Here is a 24,441-nt window from a genome sequence, read left to right on the forward strand (position 1 = left end):
GTTTAGCTGCGGAGTGATGACCGTGGCAGAAATAACTGTTCGTTTTTTGATTGATGAATGACCCCGGAGTGATGACCGGGGTTTTTTATGCTTAATGTGTACCTGGAACTCATGGTTCTACTGCTTCTTTTAGAAACTAAACTTTTGTTAATCCTTCTTTACAGTATTCCTATTCTGCGTAATTTATCTTTAAAAAAGTATGGAAAAGCAGCAAAAAGTTTTAGTCGCAGGAGCATCTGGGTCTTTGGGACTGGAGATAGTAAAAGTGCTGAATGCACAGGGGCGACCTATTCGGGCACTCACAAGTTCGGATGAGGGAAAAGAAAAACTTATTCCGTACACCAACGACATTTGGAAAGCCGACGCCAGTAAAGGTGGTGACGCAATAGCGAACATCACAGAAGGTGTGGACACGGTGATTTCGGCATTAGGAAACAGCATAAGCCTCTTTACTCCCAATGAAAAGTCTTTTTACAAAATTGACTATCAATCCAACCAAAACATCTTACGGGACGCAGAAAAACATGGTGTAAAAAGATTTGTTTATACCTCTATTAAAGGTGCTGATGTAGAGGAAGATTACACCGTAGCCCGTGCTCATAAATTATTTGAACAGGCGCTGCGTGCCACAGACATTAATTCTACTATTATAAGACCTGTGGGATTTTTCTCCGGACTGCATGACCTTGTGATAATGGCAAAGAGAAAAGTTATTCCACTAATTGGAGATGGAAGCGCCAAAACCAATAGTATCCATCATGCAGACCTCGCCAAGGTGGTTTGCCGGTATGTGGATGAAGGGCCGGAAGTAACGGAAGTAGGAGGACCAGAAATCCATACCCGCCTGGAAATGGCAGAAATGATCCAGGAAACTATAGGCGGAAAAATTGTAAAAGTCCCTGAAGTTATCGCAGAAATCGGCTTGAAACTTCCCAATTTCTTTGAAGACATTCATGAGAAACTGGACTATTTTAAGTTTGTCACTACCAATGATATGATCGGCGAAAAAAACGGTAATATCACCTTTAAAGAATACTTAGCTAATTTAGACAAAAATCAATTACCTTAATGTCACAAAAGTATGACGCGATTATAATAGGAAGTGGTTCCAATGGATTGGCTGCGGCTATTCATCTTCAACAAAAGGGGCTGAAAACAGCCATTTTTGAGCAGGCTTCTTCCCCTGGTGGTTCCACCCGAACGGAAGAAGTTACACTGCCGGGCTTTAAGCACGATATTGGCTCTGCAATTTTGCCGATGGGCGTTGCGTCTCCTTTTTTTAGAACTCTACCCCTTGACGAACATGGGTTGGAATGGATTTATCCCGATATTCCTTATGCTCATCCATTTGATGATGGTACTGCCCTCGCTTGTTTTCAGGATATTGACAGGACAGCTGCGCAGCTGTATAAGGATGAGAACTCCTATAAAAAACTTTTTAAGCCCATTGTAGAGAAATGGACTCAAATAGAAAACAACCTCCTGGGACCATTGTCATTTCCAGATCACCCTGTTGAATTGGTGAAATTTGGATTAAAAGCACTGCCATCTGCAAAAATGTTAGCTAACCATTATTTTAAAGAAGATAAAAGCAAAGTCTTTTTCTATGGCTCTGCGGCTCATTCCACTTTACCGCTAAACACAATTGCTTCGGCCTCTTTCGGACTTGTGCTCACTACAATGGCACACAAATTTGGATGGCCTTTCCCTAAGGGTGGCGCAGGAAAATTTGTTGAAGCACTCCTCTCCTACTATAAATCTATGGGAGGTAAAATTTTTCTGAATAAAAAGGTGGAGGATGTAAACGAACTTCCTAAAGCAAAAGCATATCTTTTTGATGTTACCCCGGAACAACTCCTAAAAATAAAAGGAACCGAATTCCCTTCGCTATACCGTAAAAGGATGGGGAATTATAACTATGGCGCAGGAGTTTTTAAAATCGACTGGGCTTTAAGCGAACCTATTCCTTTTACGAGCGAAAAATGCCGAAAAGCAGGTACAATACATCTCGGTTTTACAAAAAAGGAAATGGAAGAATCTGAAGATTCCGTTCATAACAATCGCGCGAGTGATACTCCTTATGTATTAATCGCACAACATTCAGTTTTTGATAATACCCGCGCCCCAGATGGCAAACACACTGCCTGGGCCTACTGTCATGTCGAAAATGGAAGCACCAAAGATTTTACAAAACAAATAGAAGACCAAATAGAAAGAGCCGCTCCCGGATTTAAAGATTGCATCCTTGCTAAATCTACAATGAATACTCATCAACTGGAAGTGTTTAATCCCAACATCATAGGTGGGGATATCAATGGCGGAAAACAAGATATCACTCAGCTCTTTACCCGGCCAATAGCAAAAATATCTCCTTATTCGACTCCTAATTCCAGTATTTATATCTGCTCTTCTTCAACTCCACCGGGTGGTGGCGTACATGGGATGAGCGGATTTAATGCTGCAAAAAAGGTGATTTCAGATCATTTTAATGAATTGAAGCAGAAATAAACTCGATCAAGGCAAAATTAAGGTATAAACAGTTCTTAATTTTTCGGTATTTTTGGCATCAAGTCTAACCAAATTAACAACCCATATGCGCTATGCCATTAGCTATGTAAGCACTGTTAATCCAGAGCTTTCAGAAACAGAAATTCAGAAAGCTTTAGATTTCAGTAAAAATTGGAACAACGATAATAATATAACTGGGATTCTTTTATATTCTCAAGGAAACTTTTTCCAGGTCCTGGAGGGCGAGGAAAATTTATTAAAATCTTTATTTAGCAGAATAAAAGCTGACCAACGCCATCATAATGTCATCACTATTTTTCAGAAAAAAGTACCAAATATTCAGTTTGATGATTACGAAGTGGATTTTATTTCCCTGGATGACAGTTATAACGCTGCTCAAATAGACACGTATCTTTCTCAAATAGATCTTCTAAACCCTTCTATTCAAGGCTCCGTCAGGTACATTTTAAATAAGTTCACAGAAGGCATAAAATAAGTATAATCTTGTTATTTTTGTGTCCATCCTTACAACAGCACAATTATGACAACGAAACGTATTGCCCCTTCCCTTCTTGCTGCAGATTTTGGTAACCTTCAGCGGGATATCGAAATGGTAAATTCGAGTGAGGCAGATTGGTTTCATATCGATATTATGGACGGGGTTTTTGTTCCGAATATTTCCTACGGAATGCCTGTATTGGAAGCCATTAACAAGCATGCCAAAAAAACTCTTGATGTACACCTAATGATTGTTGATCCCGACAGGTATATTAAAGATTTTGCGAGACTTGGCGCACATATTCTTACGGTGCATTTCGAGGCCTGTACTCACCTGCACAGAACGCTACAGGTAATAAAAGCTGAAGGAATGAAAGCCGGTGTTGCAATTAATCCCCATACTAATATCGATTTGCTGAAAGATATTATAAATGATATCGACTTAGTGCTTATAATGAGTGTAAATCCCGGATTTGGAGGACAAAGCTTTATAGAAAACACCTATAAAAAAATCAGGCAGCTCAAGGAGCTGATTATCCAAAATAATGCTGAAACGCTTATTGAAATTGACGGAGGTGTTTCAGACCAAAATGCTGCTGAACTTTGTAAAGCCGGTGCTGACATCCTGGTAGCAGGAAGTTTCGTTTTTAAAGCAGAACATCCTTTAGATACCATTCAAAATTTAAGAAAACTTGCAAATTCCTGATAAACCTTACGATGTAGTAATAATTGGAGCAGGCCCTATAGGTATAGCCTGTGGACTGGAAGCCGAGAAAAAGAACCTCTCCTACGTGATCCTTGAAAAAGGCTGCCTGGTAAATTCTCTTTATTACTACCCTACAAACATGACCTTCTTTTCTACTTCAGAAAAGCTGGAACTTGATAATATTCCGTTTATAAGTACTAATCCCAAGCCAAGAAAAGCAGAAGCATTAGAATATTATCGTAGGATCGCCACTTCCAACCAGTTAAACATCAATCTTTTTGAAAAGGTGGCTTCCGTAGAAAAACAGGAGGATAAAAAAATCGTTGTTGAGACTCAAAAAGCTGCTTACCAAACGCGGAATGTCATTGTAGCTACTGGTTTTTATGATATTCCGAATAAAATAAATATTCCGGGAGAGGATCTGCCAAAGGTATTTCATTACTACGGGGATCCGCACTACTACGCGACAAGAAAAACTGTCGTGGTAGGAGCCAGTAACTCTGCTGTAGATGCTGCGCTGGAAATTTACAGAAAAGGTGGTGAGGTCACCATGATAGTGAGAAAGCCTGAAATTGGAAGGCGGGTTAAATATTGGGTAAGGCCAGATATTGATAATCGCATAAATGAAGGCAGTATTAAAGCACATTTTAATGCAAAACTTACAGAAATAAGGGAGAATGAGGTGGTGATTGAAACTCCACAAGGAACAGAAGTTATCGAAAATGACTTCGTTCTACTAATGACAGGTTATCGTCCCAACTTTAAATTTCTTCAGGATATGGGAATTGCGTTATCTGATGATGGTAAACGAATTCCAAATTACAACCCACATACAATGGAAACAAATGTTTCAAACATCTATCTTGCAGGTGTTGTTTGTGGTGGTATAGAAACCCATAAATGGTTTATTGAAAACTCAAGGGTTCATGCAAAAATGATCCTGGAAAATATTGTTACAAAAAGTTAGGCACCACCTTGAAAAAGATGATGCCCTAAATTTGGCAATTATCATGCAAAAGGAGTGAAATCCCTTGGCTCATGCTGCACGGTCACCCATTGCAGCCTTGTAAACTCTTCCAGGACAAAATCCCCATTAAATCGACCAATACCGGAGCCTTTTTCACCTCCAAAAGGAGCATTTGGCTCATCATTTACCGTCTGATCGTTTACATGGATCATTCCGGTTTCAACTTTTCGTGCAAAAGCTACTCCACGGGCGATATTTTTAGTAAATACAGCTCCACTTAACCCATGTTCTTTGGAATTTGCAATTTTTAGCGCTTCTTCTTCCGAAGAAACCCTTATAATTGGTGCCACAGGTCCAAAGATCTCATTATCGGCAATTGGCATATCATCCCTTACATTATCCAGGATTGTTGGCTCCAGGACATTGCCTTTCGCCTTGCCTCCAATTCTAAGAATGGCGCCATCACTTGTACTTTCGTTTACATCTTTAAGAATTCGCTCTACCTGATCGTGATCTATTAAAGGCCCCACAGTAGTTTCTTTATCTGAAGGATCTCCGAATTTAAGTTGTTTGGTTTTTTCGACAAACTTCTCTACAAATTCATCTGCAACTTTATTGTCGACAATAATTCGGTTTATCGACATACAAATCTGACCCTGATGCATGAATTTACCAAAAACAGCTGCATCTACAGCATCGTCTATATTGGCATCGTCCAGAACAACAAATGCATTATTACCTCCCAGCTCCAGAGAAGTTTTCTTTATGGCTTCCCCTGCCAACTTCCCTATATTTTTTCCTACAGGAGTAGAACCGGTAAAGGAAATAAGTTTAGAATCGGGATGAGAAACAAAATGATCTCCTATAGAAGACCCCTTTCCAATCACCACATTAAAAACGCCTTTTGGCAAGCCTGCCTCTTCGAAAATTTTGGCCGGAAGAATTGCGCCCGTTACAGGTGTGTCTGATGATGGCTTTAATACAATGGCATTACCAGTGGCGAGAGCCGGAGCAATAGAACGCATAGAAAGGTTTAAAGGGAAATTCCACGGGCTTATGATTCCTATGACACCCAAAGGTTTTCTATAAGCCCTGCTTTCTTTTCCCGGCGTGATAGAATCGAAAATAAAGCCGTGCATTCTTGTAGGGAACGATGCAGCTTCTTTCATAATCCCAAGAGTAATTTGGATTTCCGTCTCCGCCTTTACCCGGGTACTACCGGCTTCTTTTATTAGCCATTCCACAATTTCTTCCTGACGTTGGGTGAGAATTTGTACTGCTTTTTGAATCACTTCTGCCCTTTTCTGCGGAAGGGCCTTTCCCCATTCTTCGCCCGCTTTCTTTGCTGCAGCATGCGCAGCATCTACATCATCTGCATTTGCTCCTTTAATCGTATTGATTCCCGAATTATCATATGGATTAATGTTTTTGATAGTGGCATCATCATTTCCTTCCTGCCAGTTACCACCTATATATTGTTGATTAAGATTAGCGTACTTTTCCATAATTTTTTATTTTTAAAATATGGAAATGAATATGCAATGCCCGTTAAAGAACTTATAAATAAAAAATGAATTTCCAGAAGATTCAACAAATTCTTATTTTTCAGAAGAAGGTTCAGAGGATTCCTTTACATAAAAACAACATCAGAATCTTTTGAAGATGTACTGCCACTCAAAATTCTCCCATAGAATTCAAGGTCGCATTTCCTGCTTTTGTAAGAATCCTCAAGCCAATTCAGCACCTCTTTTTCAGGAATAGTGTGTACAGTAATATTGGGATATATTGAATCTGGTGAGGACATATTAACTCCCACTTCCAGCACTTTTTTATAATAATCGTAATGAACAAATTTGGCGAGAAAATTATGCTTAATAAGTTCCACAACATCCTGAGAAAGCTCCTTCCCTTGAGAACAATCCCGTATTTTCTGTTTTACAAGTGTCTGAAGTGAGGCTTTAACCTCCCCTGTTTTAATATACGAAACCATAATACTGCCAGAATGTTAAATTATAGAAATAAACCGTATTTAGCACCTAAAAGATGAAAATATCCTAATGCTATCTTCTCAAATATAATTAAAACATTGAGGTCACAGATTGATCTACAAAAATATAAAATGTTAATTATCAAATCTTTAATTCAACTAATATTAGGCGACGAGAAATATTATATTCGATTTTTCCGGGTAGCGTAATTATATTATTCACAATATCGTTTTCGCCACAAAAAGTTCAACAAATAAAAAAGGCAGCTTTTTGCAAAGCCACCTTTTCCAGAAAACATAAGATTGATTATTATCTCATTAGAACAACCTCGGAATTTGAGTGGAGGTTATTCCTGTTTATCAGCCTGCCATAAAATTCCAGGTCAACATCCTTATCTCCACAAGAGCGTGCAATTTTTTCCTCAGCATCATCAAGCCTGTATTTATAAACCTCAATTTTAGGATAAGCTAATTCAGATTTTTCATTCCTGTCTTCTATCCCAATTTCTATAGTTTTCTCAGACCTGTTAAAAATTACATACTTTGCCAGGAAATTATGTTCTAAAAGAGTTATAAAGTCCTGAGATAGTTTGTTACTCTTCCTGCAGTCCTGCAGATACTGTTTAATTAATATTCGAAGAGAATTTTGAATTTCGTTCTTATTTAAATATGAAGCCATGATATATTAAGTTTTGTTTAATGCGGTAAATATATCTCATAAGCTCCCGTCCAGAAGTTTTTTTAATCAGGTTTAACTTCAAGTACTAAAGAAATCGTAACAACAAAAATTTCCTTATTATCTTAAATAATTGTTTTACAAATACTTACTGTTCTGCCGATCAAAATCAGAAACTTTTCTTTAACTATGGGATTTCTCCATCAAGAAATTGCTACTTGAAAAAATATAATTATTTTACTGAAGTACTGGAATTCTTTTGAAGAGGACTCTTCTATGGGTTCAGTGAAAAACGAAAAATTATGCAAAGTCTCAGTAGAAAAAATTATAGTAACGAGTTTGTCTCCAAATTTAAAGGGGACGAAAGCGGGGATCTTTCTCCGCGCCAAACGCCGGGGGTACTATACAGCAAAGCAATCCCTACTCCGGTACCTCAACCTCATCTTATTGCATGGACGGAAGACTTTGCCCAGGAATTAGGAATTTCAACACCAAATGAAGATGATTTAGCAGTTCTTGCCGGAAATAAAGTCACGAGTTCCATGCAGCCTTATGCAGCCTGTTATGCAGGTCATCAATTTGGAAACTGGGCCGGACAATTAGGAGATGGCAGGGCAATCACCCTGGGAGAATGGGAAAGTCAGGGAAAAAATTGGGAACTTCAACTAAAAGGAGTTGGTCCCACACCCTATTCAAGAAGAGCAGATGGTAGGGCCGTGTTGAGATCTTCGGTTAGAGAATACCTGATGAGCGAAGCTATGCATCATCTGGGAGTTCCCACTACAAGAGCTTTAAGTCTTGTTTCTTCCGGAGAAGAAATCCTAAGGGACATGTTCTACAACGGAAATCCTGAGTATGAACCCGGAGCAATAGTGATGAGAACTTCGCCATCTTTCCTGCGATTCGGAAATTTTGAAATTCTCGCCGCCAGGCACGAAATAGACAATCTTCAAAAGCTGGTTAATTGGACTATTGATGAATTCTACCCTCATCTTACGGGAGAGAACAGAATAATTAGCTGGTACAAAGAAGTTATCCAAAAAACAGCCAGTCTTATGGTCGAATGGCAAAGAGTGGGTTTCGTGCATGGAGTGATGAATACCGATAATATGTCTATTCTGGGTCTCACTATAGACTACGGTCCATTTTCGTTTATAGATGATTACAATCCCGGGTTTACTCCAAATACCACAGATCTTCCGGGCCGTCGCTATGCATTTGGGAATCAACCTTCGGTGGGTTACTGGAACCTGGGAAAACTAGGAAATGCACTCCTTCCCCTTTTTGAAAAACCTGATGAGCTCGAAGAAGCCATGCAAACCTATGAAGAGACCTTCTGGAGGAAATACTACGAGATGATGGCTAATAAACTAGGACTCGATAATGTGGAAAAAGATGATCTAACTTTAGTTGCTCAATTTGAAAAAGTACTCTCTTCTTTAAATCCAGACATGACTATTTTTTATCAGTTACTCACTTATCTTCCTAAGGATCTTCTTGAGGAAGAATCTATTCTGGATTATTTCAATGATAGCTTTTATGAGATTCCGACGGGCAATGGAAGAAAATCCTTCTTTGATTTAATACAAAAATATCAGGACAGACTAAAACAGAATTCAATATCAGAAGAAGAATCACGGGAAAGAATGGAAAAAGCAAATCCAAGGTTTGTTCTTCGGAATTACCTGTTGCACCAGGCCATCGAGGAGCTGGAAAAAGGAGAATCCTCTCTTTTTGAAAAATTAAGAGTAGCCCTGAAGGATCCATATTCAAAAAATCATGATGAATTCTTTAAGAAGAGACCGGACTGGGCTAATGACAAGGCAGGATGTTCCATGCTCTCCTGTAGCTCATAGAATCCTGTTGTTTATTTTCTTCGGAGAAAATTTTATGCACTGAAAGAAAATCGGCTAAAATACTTGCTCACTGTACTACAAAAACTTAAACCGTAAAATTCTAAAGATCGATAACTGCCAAAAAAGGGGATAGGCTTTAATCAGTCATATTTGTAAAGCTCAAATCGCTGGATGGACACATCATCTACAAAAGAACGTATATGCCTTCCCTGGTGCGTCTGGTCCCCATTCAAATGCCGATAAACCTTCCACTGATCGTCTTCAAAACAACCCAGATCAGTTTTCAAGATGCCTACCCTGCCACTTTTATCTTTTAGGTTCTTCATCTTAAGCGAAACACCAAAACCAGCAAAATAAAACTCGTTTTCTCCAGTCTGAATAATTATAGCTCCGGAAGGTTCCCACTCTTCAGAAGCAGCATCGGGTTCCCAGCCCAGGTTAAAAGTATGTTCAGCGGTAAATTCATAGTCGCCCAGCACAAATTTTGCTTCACTTACTTCTTTATCCAATAACACCCCTTCAATTTTGCCCTGTCCTCTGTACTTATTCAAGAGCGGCTTTATTTGGTCAATAACTTTATAAACTTCAGCTAATTTCTTTTCTTTATGACTTAAAGGCTCTCCCGGTATTTGTTCAATAGAAAAAGGTGAGAATCCCAGCGCCTCATAATGACCAATTGTGTAAAGCGCTTTTGCCGCCACGGTATTATCAAATCTATGTTCGGGAACGAAAAGCGGATTATCCTGCCTTACATACAAATCGTTCCAGTGCTTAAATCGGGGATTATAGAAGTCGGGTGCATAGAAATCGATTTCTGGAGAAGCTGCTTTCCACACGTCCAGAATGTGTGGTAAGGGTCCTGCACTTGGGTAATCCCCAGGTTTAACATCAGGCCGGTTAAGTGCGGCATTTACAAAGGTTGGCAACGCATATTCTTCTTTCCCTGCAGCAGAAATCTGGTTTGTATATTTAGCAAAATAATAAGCCATAAAAATTTCATCTGTGTGTAAACCTTTGCCGAAAACTTCCGCCCAGTTTCCTTCGGTTTTGAATCCGTTTTTCTTCCATACTTCTAAAAATTCCGGGTTTAACTCAGACCTATTTTTTTGAAAATATTGAATTAGATCAGCAGGAACTTCCTCTTTAAATTTCCGGTTTGCCAGGCGACTATGATCTCGTGCCGATGACAACATTCCAATTTCATTTTCCGGTTGCATTAAAATTACAGTCTGGTGCCCGGCATCCACACCTTTGATATGTCGCATAAGATGTCGGTAAGCGTTTATTTCTGCTTCTAAGGTTTCTTCAGAAAAAGGGGTGAGAATTTCCTGACTTTCTCCCGATTCACTTTTAGCACGAGGGAACCGCTGCTGGTCCAGCTTTACCCATGCGGGGGCGTGACTGGACATGCTGTTCTTCCATGCTCCAAACCAAAGAAAGGTTAATTTTAAATCGTGCTTCCTGGCTTCAATTATTAAATCTTCTACTAATTTATATTGAAATTCTCCTTCTTTGGGTTCTAAAAGTTCCCAGTAAACAGGCACGAGAATGGTGTTCAAATTTAGTGAGTCCAGTCTTGGCCATACAGGCTCCATAGACTCCATCGTAGTCGCAGTAGAATTTCCCAGCTCCCCTCCCAATATTAAAAAAGGCTTTCCGCTAACTATCAATTGCTGTTCGTTCCCTACTTTCTGTAAATGCGGGATTTGTTGTGCTAATAGATTCTGGACCTGAATTATTGAGATGATTATTAAAAGGAATATTGTTCTTATCATAGCATTTTAAAAAAATTTATGCGGTATTACATTTTTTCATTTTAATATAATGGGAATTCTGAAGGCTGTTATGAACAAGTAACAAAGAAGGATGAGCACCAAAAGTTAAAGCGCTGACGTGCGAGCAAAGGTCAATCAAATTTAGCGGCAATGGCCGAATTCAAAACTTGAAAATTCCAGAACAGGCAAGGAGGATAGCCATATTCGGTTTTATCAGATAAAGGTATTAGGCTCTCACAAAAAAGGAAAAATTGGCGATCTGGTTTGAAACACCTTAAAATAAAAGAATTGTATTTAGCGACAAAAGCACCAGTTATGTTGATATTACCCATTTTGTAGTAATGCAATTAGGTCAAAATACCATCAAATAAGGAAACCAGAAAGATACCTTAAAAGATACGTGGACATTAGCAATGCAAAATGAACATCATTGGGTAATTCCCAAAAAGTCGAAGGAAAATGTTTGCAAATTACCTTGATGACTTCTACAAAACCAACAAAAGATAATCTGCTGACCAGCTGTTCGTCAGTCTGGTACTTGCAGTTACCCATTAATACTGGTGCAAAAGCGCTTAATTCATAAAAACTTTATTTCTATTTGTTAGCCTCTATTTTAATTCTAACGGTTAATTCCTAAAATTCTTTGAAGCTTCTCCTCATCTGTTTGAGCACTGGCAAAATCATCAAATTTCTTATCTGTTGCCTGGATTATAAGATCCTGTATAAAAGGAGCTCCTTCCTTTGCTCCCTGCTCGGGTGACTTGATGCAACATTCCCATTCCATAACAGCCCAAACATCACAACCATACTGCGTCAGTTTTGAGAAAATAGTTTTAAAATCTACCTGACCATCTCCAGGGTGACGATATCTTCCTGCGCGGTTAACCCAATCTTCATAACCTCCAAAAGTCCCCTTTTTTCCAGTAGGATTAAATTCAGCATCCTTAACATGAAACATCTTTATAAAATCATGATAGTGATCAATATATTCTATATAGTCTAGTTGTTGTAATACGAAATGGCTTGGGTCATAAAGAATGTTTACCCTTTTGTGATTTCCTGTAGCTTCCAGGAAACGTTCAAAAGTGACGCCATCATGCAGATCCTCACCAGGGTGGACTTCGTAACATACATCTACTCCCTGTTCGTCAAAGACATTAAGAATAGGCATCCATTGCTTCGCGAGTTCTTTAAAGCCCATTTCCACCAGACCGGCAGGACGTTGAGGCCAGGGATGTGAGGTATGCCATAGAAGGGAACCACTGAAAGTACCATGAACATCCAATCCTAAATTTCTACTGGCTTTTGCTGAACTTTTAAGTTGTTCTACTGCCCATTCTGTTCTTTTCTTTGGATTGTTCCTGTATTCTTCGGGAGCGAAGCTGTCGAACATAATATCGTAAGCTGGGTGAACAGCTACCAACTGCCCCTGAAGATGAGAAGCAAGTTCTGTTATTTCCAGCCCATACGATTCAACTTTTCCTTTTAATTCATCACAGTACGATTTACTTTCACCAGCTTTGGTAACATCTATTAAGGCAGTTTCCCAGGTCGGTATCTGTATTCCCTTGTATCCTAAATCTGCAGCCCATTTACAGAGACCATCCAATGAATTAAAAGGAGGTTTTTTATCCATAAATTGCGCTAGAAAAACTGCAGGTCCTTTTATCGTTTTCATGCTAAAATATTTTAATTCTTAATTATTAAGTTTTACCCAAACGTTACCATTTTTATGTGATTCTATTGTTTTTTCAATAAAATTCACTCCTCGCACACCTTCGGCTAAATCTGGGTATTCTCCGGTTGCAAAATCTTCATTTTTTACCGCTCTGGCCACACCTCTATAGATATTTCCCATAGAATCGAAGATTCCCTCCGGATGGCCGGGAGGAAGTTTTGTGCCATCCAAAGATATTTCACTGTTGTAAGGATGTCCAGGCTTTAAAAGCTTTACCGGTTCAGAATCCTTCATCATATATAAATAATTTGGGTTTTCCTGTTCCCATTTAAAACCTCCTTTTTCTCCGTAGATTTTAACGGTGAGGTTATTTTCTTCACCAGTAGCAACCTGGCTGGACCGGATAATACCCTTGGCATAATCAGAAAACCTTACCAGTACAGTCCCATCTATATCCATTTTATTATCTTCATATAAATAATTAAGGTCAGATAAGATTTCACTAACCCGCATATCTGTAAGGTATTCCATCATATTAAATGCATGGGTTCCAATATCGCCTATACAGCTGCTAATCCCGGCCTTTTCGGGATCTAACCTCCAAACCGAAGAGCGTTTTTCTTTATCATGGATAATTTCATTTATCCAACCCTGGTAATACTGTACATCAACTTTATGAATTTTTCCAATCTCCCCTGCAGCAATCATTTCCTTCATCTGCCGCACCATAGGGTAGCCTGTATAAGTATAAGTTACCGCAAAAACCTTTTGTGATTTCTCCCTTAGAGCATCGAGAATCTTAGCTTCTTCATAAGTAGTTGTAAGTGGTTTTTCGCATATTACATGAAAATCATTTTCCAACAACTGCTTGGCCATAGGAAAGTGAAGAAAGTTAGGTGTTAGTACAGAAATCACCTGCATTCTTTCGTTTTCCGGAAGTGCTTTTTCTTTTTCTATAAGGGTATTAAGATCTTCATAAATTCTGTTAGTTGATAATCCTATTTCCTCTGCAAATATGATACTTTCTTTTAGCTCAGGATTAAAGACCCCTCCCACCAGTTCGAATTGATCAAACATTGAAGAAGCTATCCGGTGAAGAACACCAATAAGGGAGTCTCCTCCTCCTCCAAGGATTCCTAATTTAATTTTTGAACTCATTTTAATTATAATTTATTGTTTACCATTTATATCAAATACTAGAAAATACTGTTCTGAACTGTTGTTCAACAACATACTATTCCTCCGGTATTTTTTCTGTTTTCGTTGAATTTTTTTGCCAGAATAGCAACACCAGAAATAATACTATTAAAATCGCGGGGAATGTAATCATTTTTTCTAACGTCTCCTGACCTGCAACTAACTGTAATTCATCACCTGTAATACCCTGACTTCTATAATCTTCCATAGAACCATCAATCCAGCTTCCTATAATAGGCTGAAAAATAGAGGAAGAGAACATTCCCACTGCACCAATTACCGACATACCCAGAGCGCTGCTTAACGGCACACGTTGTGCTACGGCTCCAACCATGACCGGCCAGAAATAGGCATATCCAAGGGCATAAACTATGGCTGCCACATAAGCTAAAGGACCGGTAACCACACTAAACATATAAATACCTATTGCCGCAAAAACAGCACCTCCCAGCAGAACACCAATCTGGCCAAATTTTCCTACAACAGGTCCCGCAAAGAAACGAAGTAGTGCCACCAGGCCGGCAGTAAGTGCCAGGATCAACATAGGATCTGCCCCACTGCTTCCAAGAATAATTTCTACCCATTGTCCAGGTCCAAACTCTGTAATAGCCGTAAGAGCCATACAAACGATCAGGAATATGTATAGTGGACTAAGCATGGCTTTAAAGTTTGACAACAGAGATGTAGCCCCTTCCACTTTGGGTTTTGGAAATACTTTTCCGAAAAACAGAAAAGCATAAATAACAGCCGGCACCATGATAAACCACATTTGTGCCTGCCATGTAAATCCAAAGTCTGTCATAAACTTAGAAATGAGCGCACCAATAAGGATTCCACCGGGAAACCACATATGAAACCTGTTAAGCATTTTATTCATTCTAACTCCAGAATACATATCTGCAATCATAGGGTTACATGCCGCTTCTGTACACCCATTACCTATGCCTATTAAAAGTGTGGAAATAAGCAAAGCTGTATAACCGCCAGCATATATTGTTAAAATTATACCTAAAGTATGGGCTATAAAAGCTACTGTCATAATAGTTTTGGGACCTACTGTATGGTAGACCAATCCCCCAATGATCATAGAAATAGGGAAACCCAGGAACCACATGGAGTTAATAAATCCAAGTTGCTCAGCAGAGAGACCAAATTCTACACCTAGTTGAGGTAATATTCCAGCCCTTATGGAAAAGGTAAAGCCAGTGGTTATTAGAGCAAAGCAACTTCCATAAAATAAAGCATTTTTATTAACAGACGCACTCATAAGATTCAATTTTATTGGTTAGATTATTAATAATTAAAAAATGGTGTAAAAAAAATATTAAAACAGCTGCAGCAATATAAAAAAATTATTAATCAGGAACATGAATTAAGATATTTTTTGATAGCAAATTGATTATTTAAGATGTTTAAAAATTAAATTATACACCTCTTTAGAATCGATTTCTGACTTTCCTAAAAGCTCTGTCTTCTGGGTAATGAAGACCGGCCAGTCTTCCTTCACTTCCCCTGTTCGACCATGAGAACCTTTAACTAAGTTTGCATCCAGCGGAATGACATCCATAAGATATCTAAACCCTAGTTTCTTCTTCAATAATTTTAGTCCTATTTTTCCCTTCAGAAACTTAATTTTGGGATCTGCAAAGGTCTCGACAGGATCATATCCAGGTTTGCGGTGAATATCTACAGTTCGCGCATAATCCGGAGCTTTTTTATCGTCCAGCCAGAAGTAGTAGGTGAACCAGGATTTCTCCCCCGCCATTATCACCAGATCACCTGCACGCTCGTGGTTAAGGTGATGCTCTTCTTTCCCTTTCTCATCCAATACTAACTCAATACCCGCAGTCTTTTCCAGAAGTTGTTTTACAGCAGGAATATCCTGGGAATCTTTAATGTAAATATGGGCTAACTGATGGTCTGCCACTGCAAAAGCCCTGCTGGCCCAGGTATCCAGGGTCTCTAGCCCCAGTTCGTCTTTAACCGAAACATATCCTTTCTCTCGCAAGATCCTGTTGATATGCACAGGCTTGTCTACATCTGTAATTCCGTATTCTGAAACGATCATTACTTCTGCTCCCCTATTTTCGTAATAAGTAATTAGATCTTCACAAACCTCATCTATCTCCCGCAAATCCTTTCCAATTTTAGAAAAATCTATTCCCACCCTCTGCAGATTATAATCCAGGTGCGGCAGGTAAATAAGTGTGAGTGTAGGATCGTGCCATTTATCCACCATCATGGAAGCATCAGCTATCCATCTGGTGGATTCTATATTCGCGTTAGGACCCCAGAATGAGAATAAAGGGAACTGACCGAGTTCCTTTTGTAATTTTTGACGAAGATCCATTGGCTGGCTATGAACATCGGGTAATTTAAGCCCCGTTGCAGGATAAAGTGGACGCGGAGTAACTGCGAAATCTACCGTAGAGTTCATGTTAAACCACCAAAACATATTCGCACAGGTGAAATTAGGATCCTCTTTTTTTAACTCTTCCCAAATCTTAGGAGCCTGGACCAATTTATTGGATTGTCGCCAGAACTTAATTTCATATTCATCTCTAAAGCACCAGCCATTACCAACAATCCCATGTTCAGACGGCCTTTTTCCCGTAAAATAAGTTGCCTGCGAAGAGCAGGTTACAGCAGGGAGAAGAGGTTTAATATTAGCTTTCTTCCCTTGCTCGGTCCACTTCTTCAGGAAGGGCGTGTGTTCCCCGATAAGGCGGGAGGAGAGAGCGACTACATTAAGAACTACAGTTTTCTTCATTTTATAAGTTTTTTCTGTACCCATTGTAATTCCCGCACAATAGAATCTACTATTTCCAGCTGAATATCATCTGGAAGTACTTCCCAGGTATAGGTTTCGACTTCCAGGTGATTGGTAATTTTTTTTCCTTTTATATATTCGAGAATATCAAGGATATCCTCTTGAGTAGATTCCAGCTGACCGTAGTTAGCAAGGAAGACCGGTACATGAAAGTGGGTACGCCATTCCCTTGCATCCGGGTTGTTCATATTTTCCAAGGCTTGGGGTAAATCTGGATAATGAGTGAACTTATTTTTAGAACTTCTTTCCACTACCTGGTGCAGATAAGTAGATTCTACAAATGGAGCCAGGGCATCTTTCACCGATCCCCTTTGCGCTACATTTTTGGACAAGCTTGCCTTAAGTGCAGCGCTTATTTGAATTTTTCCAATTTTAATTCCTTCATTAGCCAGCAGTGAAAAAACTTCTCTGGGTTTTTCGTAAACAATCGCAAAATGGCACACATCATAACAGAGGCGGATATGCCTTTTCAAACACTTCTCTGCCTCTTCATCTGTAAAATTTAACTGCTCCTTCAGGTATTGAATGCCTTGCGGGATCAACCAATCCTTATACCAATCGATTACTTCGTGTGTATTCTCGAGAAGTCCATCAGGTTCCGGTTCAATATCCAGGTGCAAGACCTGATCCTTTTCCTGTTGAATATTAATAAGTCTTTCGGCAATTCTAATTATATGAAATGTAGCCTTTTGCAACACTTCTTTCTTATTATTTTTAACATCTTCCCAGTACTTATAAGAGAGCGGAGAGGTAGAAATACCGCCATCCATTTCTTTCGGGAGAAGTGCAGATAAAATATTGAAAAGTCGAAGAGTGTAATCCAAGCGGAGATTGGTAGTCCAATCTGGATGATGCACCTGGTCTTTTACGGACTGATGGTGAAATCCACCAAAGGGAAAGCCGTTAAATGTAAATACGTAACAATCACTCTCAGCTAGCCACTCTTTAAAAATGGAAAGATTGTTACCTTCCATTAGTGATGCGCTGGCTTTATCTGATAATCGGAGGCCAATCCCAAAAGAAGTATCAGGAGAAACTTCAGCTTTAATCTTCGGGATATATTTCTTTAAGTTACTAAAGGTTTCTTCCCAGCTCTCGCCGGGATGTATGTTAGTGCAATAGGTAAGATGATGTCTATTTGTATACATAAACTAGCTTTAATTCAGAATAATACTCTCAGTAAATTAGTTTTCTTCTTCCTGATACTCCTTCAATTTCTCTGCTGCGTCAAAAATTAATTGGGATTCCATTTCGTGGACTTCCAGCCCCTGGCCAATTTCATTTAGCAGCATAATAGTTAATTCCCCTCCCAAATGTTCCCGGAACTCTTCCAGTCCTTTTAATAGGTTATCTCCGGAAAGCTCCGGAATATGCACTGTGAAATTTAACTTCTTAAACAGGGAGATAATGCGATTTAAATCTTCAATAGAAATCAATCCTTTAAGATGAGAGTAGGCAGCATCCAGGCAGATCCCTATAGCCACTGCCTCTCCATGCCTTAATCTATAATTGGTAAGCTGCTCAAGCTTATGTGCAGCCCAGTGGCCAAAATCCAAAGGACGTGAAGAACCCATTTCAAAAGGATCTCCCCCAGCAATATGATCCAGGTGCATTCCCGCACATCTGTAAATCAACTCTTCCATGGACGGCATTTTCCTTGCCTTTAGATCTGCCGCATTGGCTTCTAACCATTTAAAAAACGAAGCATCTTTTATAAGGGCAACTTTAACAGCTTCTGAAATACCTGAACGCCAATCCCTGTCCTCCAGCGTAGATAGAAAAGCAGTATCGTTAATCACGGCAAAAGGAGGCGCAAATGTTCCCAGGAAATTTTTTTTGCTGTAAGCGTTAACGCTGTTTTTTACTCCTATCCCAGAATCATTTTGAGCAAGAACAGTTGTAGGTATACGTATATGCCTAATACCCCTGTGCGCAATAGCCGTTGCAAATCCCGCCATATCAAGAACTGCACCTCCTCCAATGGCTACAATAAATGAATGCCTGTCTATACCATATTTGTTACTTGCATCCAGGATCTGATCTACATAACTCCTGTCATTTTTCACGCCTTCCCCACCAGTGACTATGAGAGGCGTTGCGCACAAGATAAAATCCTGAGAATATGCTTCAGCATAGTTCTTAATATCACTACTTATATAAGGATGTGCTTCTGCTACTCCTTCATCTATAATAAAAAAAACTTTTGCCGGACGAGCGTTTCTTACAGTATGTGCGAAAAGTATATTATCTAAACTGAAAACTCCCTCTGTGAAATGAACAGTGTATTTAAATGGAACAGAAAATTTCTGTTGTATAGATTTCATTTAATAATTTTTAAAAGTTGTTCCCAAATTTATTTCAGGTTACAGAAAATTTCTTTGCTATTAGCAGGGAAACAGGTAAAAGTAACAGCACGATCAAGCCATAAACCCATCCGGCAAAAACTGTTGCCAGCGAGGCATTAAGAACAATTAAAGAAAGAACACCTGCCTTTACTGCTTTTCCTATTAAACGTGGTTCCTGCTTTTGCAACGCTTGAATTAGAGGCCTGAAAATAAGAAATGAAAACAGAAGCACAAAAGGCAATACCTGCCACCAAAGAATTTCAGAAAGAAAAGCAAGACCGATAATTGCCAAAATAATAATAGCATACATTACAGCTCCTCCTACAATGGCTTTTCTATTACCACCATGCACTTCTCCCCTGCTTATCATGGTAATAGCTGCAATGTAAATAACAGGAATTATGGAAATAAACCACATCTCCTGAAGTGCAGCTGGAATAGCGCTCATCCCCAGCAATAAATTCCCGCCTCTGCACAATCCCATATTCACGGGACCAAAAACAAGTTGATGTTTCCCCCAGGCATTGTAAAGTACAGCCAAAATAGCTACTGCCAACGCAATTACTGCACTAAGAACCGAGATCTGCCAGGCGGAAACAAGCCCTATTAAAAAAAGTATACATGCCAGGATGCTTGCACTTTGCACGGAAGCTCTTCCGCTTGGAATAGGTCTTTCCGGCCGTTCTTTCCTGTCCAGATCGGCATCAAAAACGTCGTTAAAAACAATCCCACCTCCATATAAGCCGATTGTTGCCAATATTAGCCATAATAGTGTATTGATTAAAGTGGGATCTGTCCCCACTTCTGCTGAAAAGAGTTGTAAAGCAGCTCCAGAGACAGCAAAACCAGCTAAAATATCGGCAACTGCAGTTATGATATTGGCAGGTCGCATCAACTGAAGGTGAGCAATAATGATCTTCATTAAAAATTAATTCTAGTTTTCTACTATACCTGAAGAGGAATCACCTTCTACTTTTGGAGACTGCCCTCCTCTTAATACGGTATTTCCTGAAAGCTTTTTTCGTTGATCTATAGGTTCGGCATTTAGCCAGTCACTTTCCTTCATCTGTCCGCTTTGCCCGTATGCGGTAAGTGCATTTTGATAGCAGGCGAGATGAATAAGCTCGTCACTTATTCCTTTTTCCTTCATTAGTTTTGCGGTTTTTGGCACTGCCAGTGGATCACTAATACCCCAGTCTGCAGCACTATCTACAATAATTCTTTCAGCCCCATACTGCCTAATTATTTCCACCATTCTTTCACTACCCATTTTGGTATGAGGATAAATGGTAAACGCAGCCCAGTACCCTCTATCCAGCACCTCTCTTACCGTTTCCTCATTATTATGATCTACCACAACCATAGAAGGATTTAGCCCGTGCTCTTCACTCACATCCATACTTTTTATTGTTCCTCTTTTCTTATCGCGATGAGGCGTATGGATCATTACAGGTAAGTTTACTTCTTTGGCCAGGTCCAATTGCAGGCGGTAGTACTTATCTTCTGCCTTTGTCTGATCGTCATAACCAATTTCTCCTACCGCAACCACTCCCTCCTTACCTACGTATAAAGGCAATAATTCCATTACTTCTTCTGCCAGAGCTTCATTATTGGCTTCTTTTGAATTTAAGCCAATCGTACAGTAATGTTTAATTCCAAATTGGCTCGCCCTAAAACGCTCCCAACCTACAAGGCTGTTAAAGTAATCCTGAAAGCTTCCCACTTTTGTACGAGGTTGCCCTAACCAAAAAGCAGGTTCAATTATGGCGCGAACCCCAGCTTTTTGCATGGCTTCGTAATCATCTGTTGTACGTGAACTCACATGTATATGAGGATCTATAAACATAATATATTTTTAAAGTTATTAGCTAAAACTAATTTAGCTGTGTCATTAAACAATTTTTTTTTTGAAAAATCAAAACACCTGGGATTACGAAGAAGTGCACACTTTTTACTTTCTAAGTTCATCTTCAAATCGGAGCCCAATTGTCATCCAGTTCAATTTACCGTTTTCTATCCTATCTATTACTTCAGGATACTCGTTAAGCAGCTGTTGTGCTTTAGGAAACTGGCTGGTTGCACAAGCTAATAAACCGGCATCTCTTTCAAGAACATCATTTCCGCTTATAACCTTTTCGATATCAGCAAAATTGTTTTCATTTAGAAATGGACCTACAAAACGCCATAACTCTGGTAAAACCTTTCTGTTTGCTGCCCAACGTTCGTGAGCAAAATCTATTAGCATCCCGGCTAATTCTAGATTGGCACGTTCTTCAGCTTTGAATATTTTAAACAAGGGTCGCTGCATAAACACAGCTTTTAAAATCATTTGATTCCACGCCTGCTGGTTCAGGTAATCAGTTGGATAAGGATTATTAAGGGCTATGGCGTCAAAAACATCTGTAATATTAGTTCTTATTCCTTCTGCAGCCCGTGCTGACATTTCCTCTGGATAAGGAAGAAGTGGTAATGCCTTATATAATGTCACCTGCTCATCCATATCAGCCGTTTCGTGAAGCCTCTGCATAGTTGCTATATATTCTTCTTTATCCTGATGTGGAAGCATTAACAGCAAATAGATCCTAACGCATTCTAGCAAACTCCAATGTTGTAACTGGAAACCTGTTCTAATTCTACCTGCCTTTTTTAACTGTGCTTCAGAAAGAAGGAGAGAATCTTTTCTAGTAAAACGGGATGCTGAACTGAAGGTTATATAAAAAGAAGATAGCTGAAAACTATTCCGAAGTTTATCCTCCTGTTGGCCTAACCAATCCAGTTCCTTTTTTTCAGCTTGTCCCGCAACTACTTCCTTAAGAAAATGGCTTGCCTGCAATAAATCTACCTGAGAAGTCATAATACTTTTGTGCTTTTTGCTTTAACAATAAAGATATTAATTAGTGTCTGCATTATACTAATGAAACTCTATTTCCTTTCTTAAAATCCGATCATTTACCAGGCTTAATATATAAAAAGACTACTACCTCAAGTAGCAACAATATAATTAATTACCAAAGCAGCGCTAATAATGAGCAGGCCAAAAAATTCCCTCGTCTTCTCAATATATGGTTTAGTTGCCTGCATACTTTGGACAATACTTTCCTGCTTATATTTTGTAATCCAGTCCAGTACTCCTTCTTTAGAGAAAAACAATACCACGGCAAATGCCATATAAAATGCAATTGCTATAAGGTATATCATTGGGAAATAAGTACCAAATGCCGCAAACCCACATGCTATCGCGGCTACCATATAAATCGTGACCCAAAGCCATGAATCTTTATCATTTAAATTCACATAAGCAAAACCCGCAAAAGCGATACAAAATAGAATGTTCAAAATCAAAATCATAAATAAAAGTACAAGCAGTTAAAATCAGTAGATGTATTTATATTTAAAAGCAGCGAAACCTATCAGCCATGAGGCCCCGCTATTAAGACATTTTAAATAAAGTTAGTTTTTCAAAGTGTGCAGTCTGAAATATAAAATTTTTATTCAAGACCGCTATGGTATTACTATTAAAAAAAATATCGGGAGTTAAATCCCCCGATATTTCTTTATTAACTTCTTAAAACCTTCATTTTATACCTGAAAATGAAGAGTTAAATTATATTCTTAATAACCAGGGTTTTGTTCAATCTTATTATTTTGATCAATAACAGCCTGAGGTATGGGGTTCATGTACATTTTAGGGGTGAAAGTATGAGGATGATTAAGAGGTATTGGCTCGTAGACCCATGTGCCACTATTATCCTCGGGAGAAGTATTGGTTATCTTCATCCCATGTTTATCGACATTCATTACGTCCTCTGCCACTTTCCAGCGAATAATATCAAAGAACCTCACATTCTCGTATGCAAGTTCCACTCGTCTTTCCCTTCTTATAGCCTCACGCATTTGGTCTTGAGTTAAACCTTCTTCCAAATCTGGAAGGTCTCCTCTATTTCTTATTTTGTTGACCGCTTCATAAACAGAAGCATCGGGCCCTACAGCTTCATTTTGTGCTTCGGCATAATTTAAAAGCACCTGAGCATAGCGGTAAAAAATGTAATTTTGTCCACTTGCACCACTACCTCTGGGAGCATCATTATTTAATTTCTTTTTAGAATAGTATCCTGTGTTCCCAACATCATCACTACCAAAATCGATTTCGTTTAATGACGGGTTCACTTTATCAATTCTAGTATAGATAGTGTCTACCTCTTCCATCCAGTCAAGATAAAAAGGAGCACCATCGTACACTATAAAATCATAAAAACGTTGTTCTCTACCTTCGTAAGGATTTTGTGGATCATAACCCGAGGTTGGATCTGTAATTTCCTTACCATTAGCCATGGCAAATTGATCTACCAACTCCTGCGTTGGATTGTAGTTACCCCAAGTGTAATAAACGCCATTAATCCATACTGGACCACCATACTGCTCATAGTTTGAGCCCATTACATTTGCTACAACCTGTCGGTCCCAAATTACTTCAGAATTGTATTCATTCTCTGCTCTCCATAGATCTTCAAGATTAGGAAATAAAGAATATATACCTTCATAAGTATCAATAAACTGCTTATTGGTAGCCGCTGCTTTCGCCCACCTGGAGTCATCTGCAGAAGAAAAACTGATCAGGTTCTTTGGATCATCAACTGCCGGATCGTCATTAAACAAAGGACTTGCAGCATATAACTCTAGCCAGCCTTTTAAAGCCAGTGCAGCTCCTAATGTAGCTCGTCCTGCATCTGGATCACCGTTATTATATTTTATCTGCAAATTGCCATTATCAACAATAGATCCCAGTTCGCTGGTCAGAAATTCAAAAGTTTCACCAAATGTAGATCTAGGTTTATAAAGTTCTGACTCATCCATAAGATTACGGTCTAGCGGTTCGGTATGAATTATTAATCCGCCAACATGCATAAATAACTCACTATAGAAATATGCTCTTAAAAATCTTGCTTCATCAGTTCTTTGCGCTATATAATCTTCAGAAAAATTGCTTGAATATTCCTGTAATTTCTGAATATACAGATTTATCTTTCTTACCCTTTCGTAAGTATCACCCCATGGGTGATGATCTGTTGGACCAGAAATGCCCCCCCACACCTCAAAGCCGCTTGAAGCCGGGGTTAGTATTCCCTGCTTCCAGTTCCATGATGTATAATAAAATCCTGCGTCGTTATCATCTGTAAAATTATCAAGATTCTCTGGCTGATTTCCCTTATTTGGAATATCGCTATAAATATCATTTAAGAAAAGATCAGCAGTAGTTTCTGACTCCCATTGCGTGGCATCTACCAGATTAGTCTTGTCCTCATTTTCCAAAAAATCTTCTTCACAGGAAAAGGAAACTAAAACAATCAACCCTATTAAAAGGAGATTACCTGCCTTTAAAAATTTGTCTATTCGTTTCATAATAATCGTTTTTTTTAT

At 39.0% G+C, this 24,441-nt stretch carries 21 protein-coding genes; 6 read left to right on the forward strand and 15 right to left on the reverse strand.

What is annotated here, in order from left to right; genetic code table 11:
* Positions 1–199 precede the first annotated feature (199 nt).
* The 5 genes from RM541_RS01155 to RM541_RS01175 are packed head-to-tail and all read left to right on the forward strand — an operon-like array spanning position 200 to position 4,679.
* Positions 200–1,069, forward strand: a complete 870-nt coding sequence (locus RM541_RS01155) for an SDR family oxidoreductase (RefSeq protein WP_311498393.1) — start codon at positions 200–202, stop codon at positions 1,067–1,069.
* On the forward strand, positions 1,069–2,508 hold the full coding sequence (locus tag RM541_RS01160; protein ID WP_311498394.1) for a phytoene desaturase family protein: 1,440 nt from the start codon (positions 1,069–1,071) through the stop codon (positions 2,506–2,508). The genes RM541_RS01155 and RM541_RS01160 overlap by 1 nt, the downstream gene beginning before the upstream one ends.
* A 52-nt stretch (positions 2,509–2,560) precedes the next feature.
* Positions 2,561–3,004, forward strand: a complete 444-nt coding sequence (locus tag RM541_RS01165) for a BLUF domain-containing protein (protein WP_311498395.1) — start codon at positions 2,561–2,563, stop codon at positions 3,002–3,004.
* Between the two features lie 45 nt (positions 3,005–3,049).
* Complete coding sequence (gene rpe, locus RM541_RS01170; RefSeq protein ID WP_311498396.1) at positions 3,050–3,712, forward strand: ribulose-phosphate 3-epimerase; 663 nt, start codon at positions 3,050–3,052, stop codon at positions 3,710–3,712.
* Positions 3,699–4,679 (forward strand): YpdA family putative bacillithiol disulfide reductase, encoded by a 981-nt coding sequence (locus RM541_RS01175; RefSeq protein WP_311498397.1) that lies wholly within the window; start codon positions 3,699–3,701, stop codon positions 4,677–4,679. The genes rpe and RM541_RS01175 overlap by 14 nt, the downstream gene beginning before the upstream one ends.
* A 41-nt stretch (positions 4,680–4,720) precedes the next feature.
* On the opposite strand, the gene RM541_RS01180 is transcribed toward RM541_RS01175, so the two are convergent.
* The 3 genes from RM541_RS01180 to RM541_RS01190 form a co-directional block, all read right to left on the reverse strand.
* A complete protein-coding gene (locus tag RM541_RS01180; RefSeq protein ID WP_311498398.1) occupies positions 4,721–6,184 on the reverse strand; it encodes an aldehyde dehydrogenase family protein in 1,464 nt (487 codons plus the stop codon).
* A gap of 125 nt (positions 6,185–6,309) precedes the next feature.
* Positions 6,310–6,669, reverse strand: coding sequence for a hypothetical protein (locus tag RM541_RS01185; RefSeq protein ID WP_311498399.1), 360 nt, complete (start codon positions 6,667–6,669; stop codon positions 6,310–6,312).
* 307 nt (positions 6,670–6,976) lie between these two features.
* Positions 6,977–7,345: a hypothetical protein gene (locus RM541_RS01190; RefSeq protein WP_311498400.1), complete on the reverse strand. Its 369-nt coding sequence runs from the start codon at positions 7,343–7,345 to the stop codon at positions 6,977–6,979.
* Positions 7,346–7,644: 299 nt separating this feature from the next.
* Between RM541_RS01190 and RM541_RS01195 the strand changes: the two genes are divergently transcribed.
* Complete coding sequence (locus tag RM541_RS01195; protein ID WP_311498401.1) at positions 7,645–9,198, forward strand: protein adenylyltransferase SelO; 1,554 nt, start codon at positions 7,645–7,647, stop codon at positions 9,196–9,198.
* 140 nt (positions 9,199–9,338) lie between these two features.
* Here the strand turns inward: RM541_RS01195 and RM541_RS01200 are convergent, their stop codons facing one another.
* From RM541_RS01200 to RM541_RS01255, 12 genes are all read right to left on the reverse strand, one after another.
* A complete protein-coding gene (locus RM541_RS01200) occupies positions 9,339–10,973 on the reverse strand; it encodes a GH35 family beta-galactosidase (protein ID WP_311498402.1) in 1,635 nt (544 codons plus the stop codon).
* Positions 10,974–11,592: 619 nt separating this feature from the next.
* Complete coding sequence (locus RM541_RS01205; protein WP_311498403.1) at positions 11,593–12,651, reverse strand: sugar phosphate isomerase/epimerase family protein; 1,059 nt, start codon at positions 12,649–12,651, stop codon at positions 11,593–11,595.
* An 18-nt stretch (positions 12,652–12,669) separates the two neighbouring features.
* Positions 12,670–13,809, reverse strand: coding sequence for a Gfo/Idh/MocA family protein (locus RM541_RS01210; protein WP_311498404.1), 1,140 nt, complete (start codon positions 13,807–13,809; stop codon positions 12,670–12,672).
* Positions 13,810–13,885: 76 nt separating this feature from the next.
* Complete coding sequence (locus tag RM541_RS01215) at positions 13,886–15,115, reverse strand: MFS transporter (RefSeq protein ID WP_311498405.1); 1,230 nt, start codon at positions 15,113–15,115, stop codon at positions 13,886–13,888.
* 132 nt (positions 15,116–15,247) lie between these two features.
* The gene (locus tag RM541_RS01220) at positions 15,248–16,618 is read right to left on the reverse strand and encodes an alkaline phosphatase family protein (RefSeq protein WP_311498406.1); all 1,371 of its coding nucleotides are present in this window, start codon (positions 16,616–16,618) and stop codon (positions 15,248–15,250) included.
* Positions 16,615–17,826, reverse strand: a complete 1,212-nt coding sequence (eboE, locus tag RM541_RS01225; RefSeq protein WP_311498407.1) for a metabolite traffic protein EboE — start codon at positions 17,824–17,826, stop codon at positions 16,615–16,617. Before eboE ends, RM541_RS01220 begins: the two co-directional genes overlap by 4 nt.
* A 36-nt stretch (positions 17,827–17,862) precedes the next feature.
* Entirely contained in the window at positions 17,863–19,002 is a 1,140-nt protein-coding gene (locus RM541_RS01230; protein WP_311498408.1) for a 3-dehydroquinate synthase, read from the reverse strand.
* Between the two features lie 34 nt (positions 19,003–19,036).
* The gene (eboC, locus tag RM541_RS01235; protein ID WP_311498409.1) at positions 19,037–19,945 is read right to left on the reverse strand and encodes a UbiA-like protein EboC; all 909 of its coding nucleotides are present in this window, start codon (positions 19,943–19,945) and stop codon (positions 19,037–19,039) included.
* A gap of 12 nt (positions 19,946–19,957) precedes the next feature.
* Entirely contained in the window at positions 19,958–20,869 is a 912-nt protein-coding gene (locus RM541_RS01240) for a TatD family hydrolase (RefSeq protein ID WP_311498410.1), read from the reverse strand.
* A 105-nt stretch (positions 20,870–20,974) separates the two neighbouring features.
* Positions 20,975–21,877, reverse strand: a complete 903-nt coding sequence (locus RM541_RS01245) for an EboA domain-containing protein (RefSeq protein WP_311498411.1) — start codon at positions 21,875–21,877, stop codon at positions 20,975–20,977.
* A gap of 128 nt (positions 21,878–22,005) precedes the next feature.
* A complete protein-coding gene (locus tag RM541_RS01250; protein ID WP_311498412.1) occupies positions 22,006–22,359 on the reverse strand; it encodes a transmembrane 220 family protein in 354 nt (117 codons plus the stop codon).
* Positions 22,360–22,635: 276 nt separating this feature from the next.
* Positions 22,636–24,423 carry a RagB/SusD family nutrient uptake outer membrane protein gene (locus RM541_RS01255; RefSeq protein WP_311498413.1) on the reverse strand — a complete coding sequence of 596 codons (1,788 nt, stop codon included), beginning with the start codon at positions 24,421–24,423 and terminating at the stop codon, positions 22,636–22,638.
* Positions 24,424–24,441 lie beyond the last annotated feature (18 nt).

This window comes from Autumnicola psychrophila, assembly GCF_031846645.1.
In the GTDB taxonomy this organism is placed as follows: domain Bacteria; phylum Bacteroidota; class Bacteroidia; order Flavobacteriales; family Flavobacteriaceae; genus Autumnicola; species Autumnicola psychrophila.

Excerpts from the sequence above, each read along its gene's own strand:
- RM541_RS01155 (WP_311498393.1), top strand. The coding sequence starts at position 200 with ATGGAAAAGCAGCAAAAAGTTTTAGTCGCAGGAGCATCTGGGTCTTTG.
- RM541_RS01160 (WP_311498394.1), top strand. The coding sequence starts at position 1,069 with ATGTCACAAAAGTATGACGCGATTATAATAGGAAGTGGTTCCAATGGA.
- RM541_RS01205 (WP_311498403.1), bottom strand. The coding sequence starts at position 12,651 with ATGAAAACGATAAAAGGACCTGCAGTTTTTCTAGCGCAATTTATGGAT.
- RM541_RS01230 (WP_311498408.1), bottom strand. The coding sequence starts at position 19,002 with ATGAAATCTATACAACAGAAATTTTCTGTTCCATTTAAATACACTGTT.
- RM541_RS01200 (WP_311498402.1), bottom strand. The coding sequence starts at position 10,973 with ATGATAAGAACAATATTCCTTTTAATAATCATCTCAATAATTCAGGTC.
- RM541_RS01240 (WP_311498410.1), bottom strand. The coding sequence starts at position 20,869 with ATGTTTATAGATCCTCATATACATGTGAGTTCACGTACAACAGATGAT.
- RM541_RS01220 (WP_311498406.1), bottom strand. The coding sequence starts at position 16,618 with ATGAAGAAAACTGTAGTTCTTAATGTAGTCGCTCTCTCCTCCCGCCTT.
- RM541_RS01210 (WP_311498404.1), bottom strand. The coding sequence starts at position 13,809 with ATGAGTTCAAAAATTAAATTAGGAATCCTTGGAGGAGGAGGAGACTCC.
- eboE (WP_311498407.1), bottom strand. The coding sequence starts at position 17,826 with ATGTATACAAATAGACATCATCTTACCTATTGCACTAACATACATCCC.
- RM541_RS01245 (WP_311498411.1), bottom strand. The coding sequence starts at position 21,877 with ATGACTTCTCAGGTAGATTTATTGCAGGCAAGCCATTTTCTTAAGGAA.
- eboC (WP_311498409.1), bottom strand. The coding sequence starts at position 19,945 with ATGAAGATCATTATTGCTCACCTTCAGTTGATGCGACCTGCCAATATC.
- RM541_RS01195 (WP_311498401.1), top strand. The coding sequence starts at position 7,645 with ATGCAAAGTCTCAGTAGAAAAAATTATAGTAACGAGTTTGTCTCCAAA.
- RM541_RS01190 (WP_311498400.1), bottom strand. The coding sequence starts at position 7,345 with ATGGCTTCATATTTAAATAAGAACGAAATTCAAAATTCTCTTCGAATA.
- RM541_RS01180 (WP_311498398.1), bottom strand. The coding sequence starts at position 6,184 with ATGGAAAAGTACGCTAATCTTAATCAACAATATATAGGTGGTAACTGG.
- RM541_RS01255 (WP_311498413.1), bottom strand. The coding sequence starts at position 24,423 with ATGAAACGAATAGACAAATTTTTAAAGGCAGGTAATCTCCTTTTAATA.
- RM541_RS01215 (WP_311498405.1), bottom strand. The coding sequence starts at position 15,115 with ATGAGTGCGTCTGTTAATAAAAATGCTTTATTTTATGGAAGTTGCTTT.
- RM541_RS01185 (WP_311498399.1), bottom strand. The coding sequence starts at position 6,669 with ATGGTTTCGTATATTAAAACAGGGGAGGTTAAAGCCTCACTTCAGACA.
- rpe (WP_311498396.1), top strand. The coding sequence starts at position 3,050 with ATGACAACGAAACGTATTGCCCCTTCCCTTCTTGCTGCAGATTTTGGT.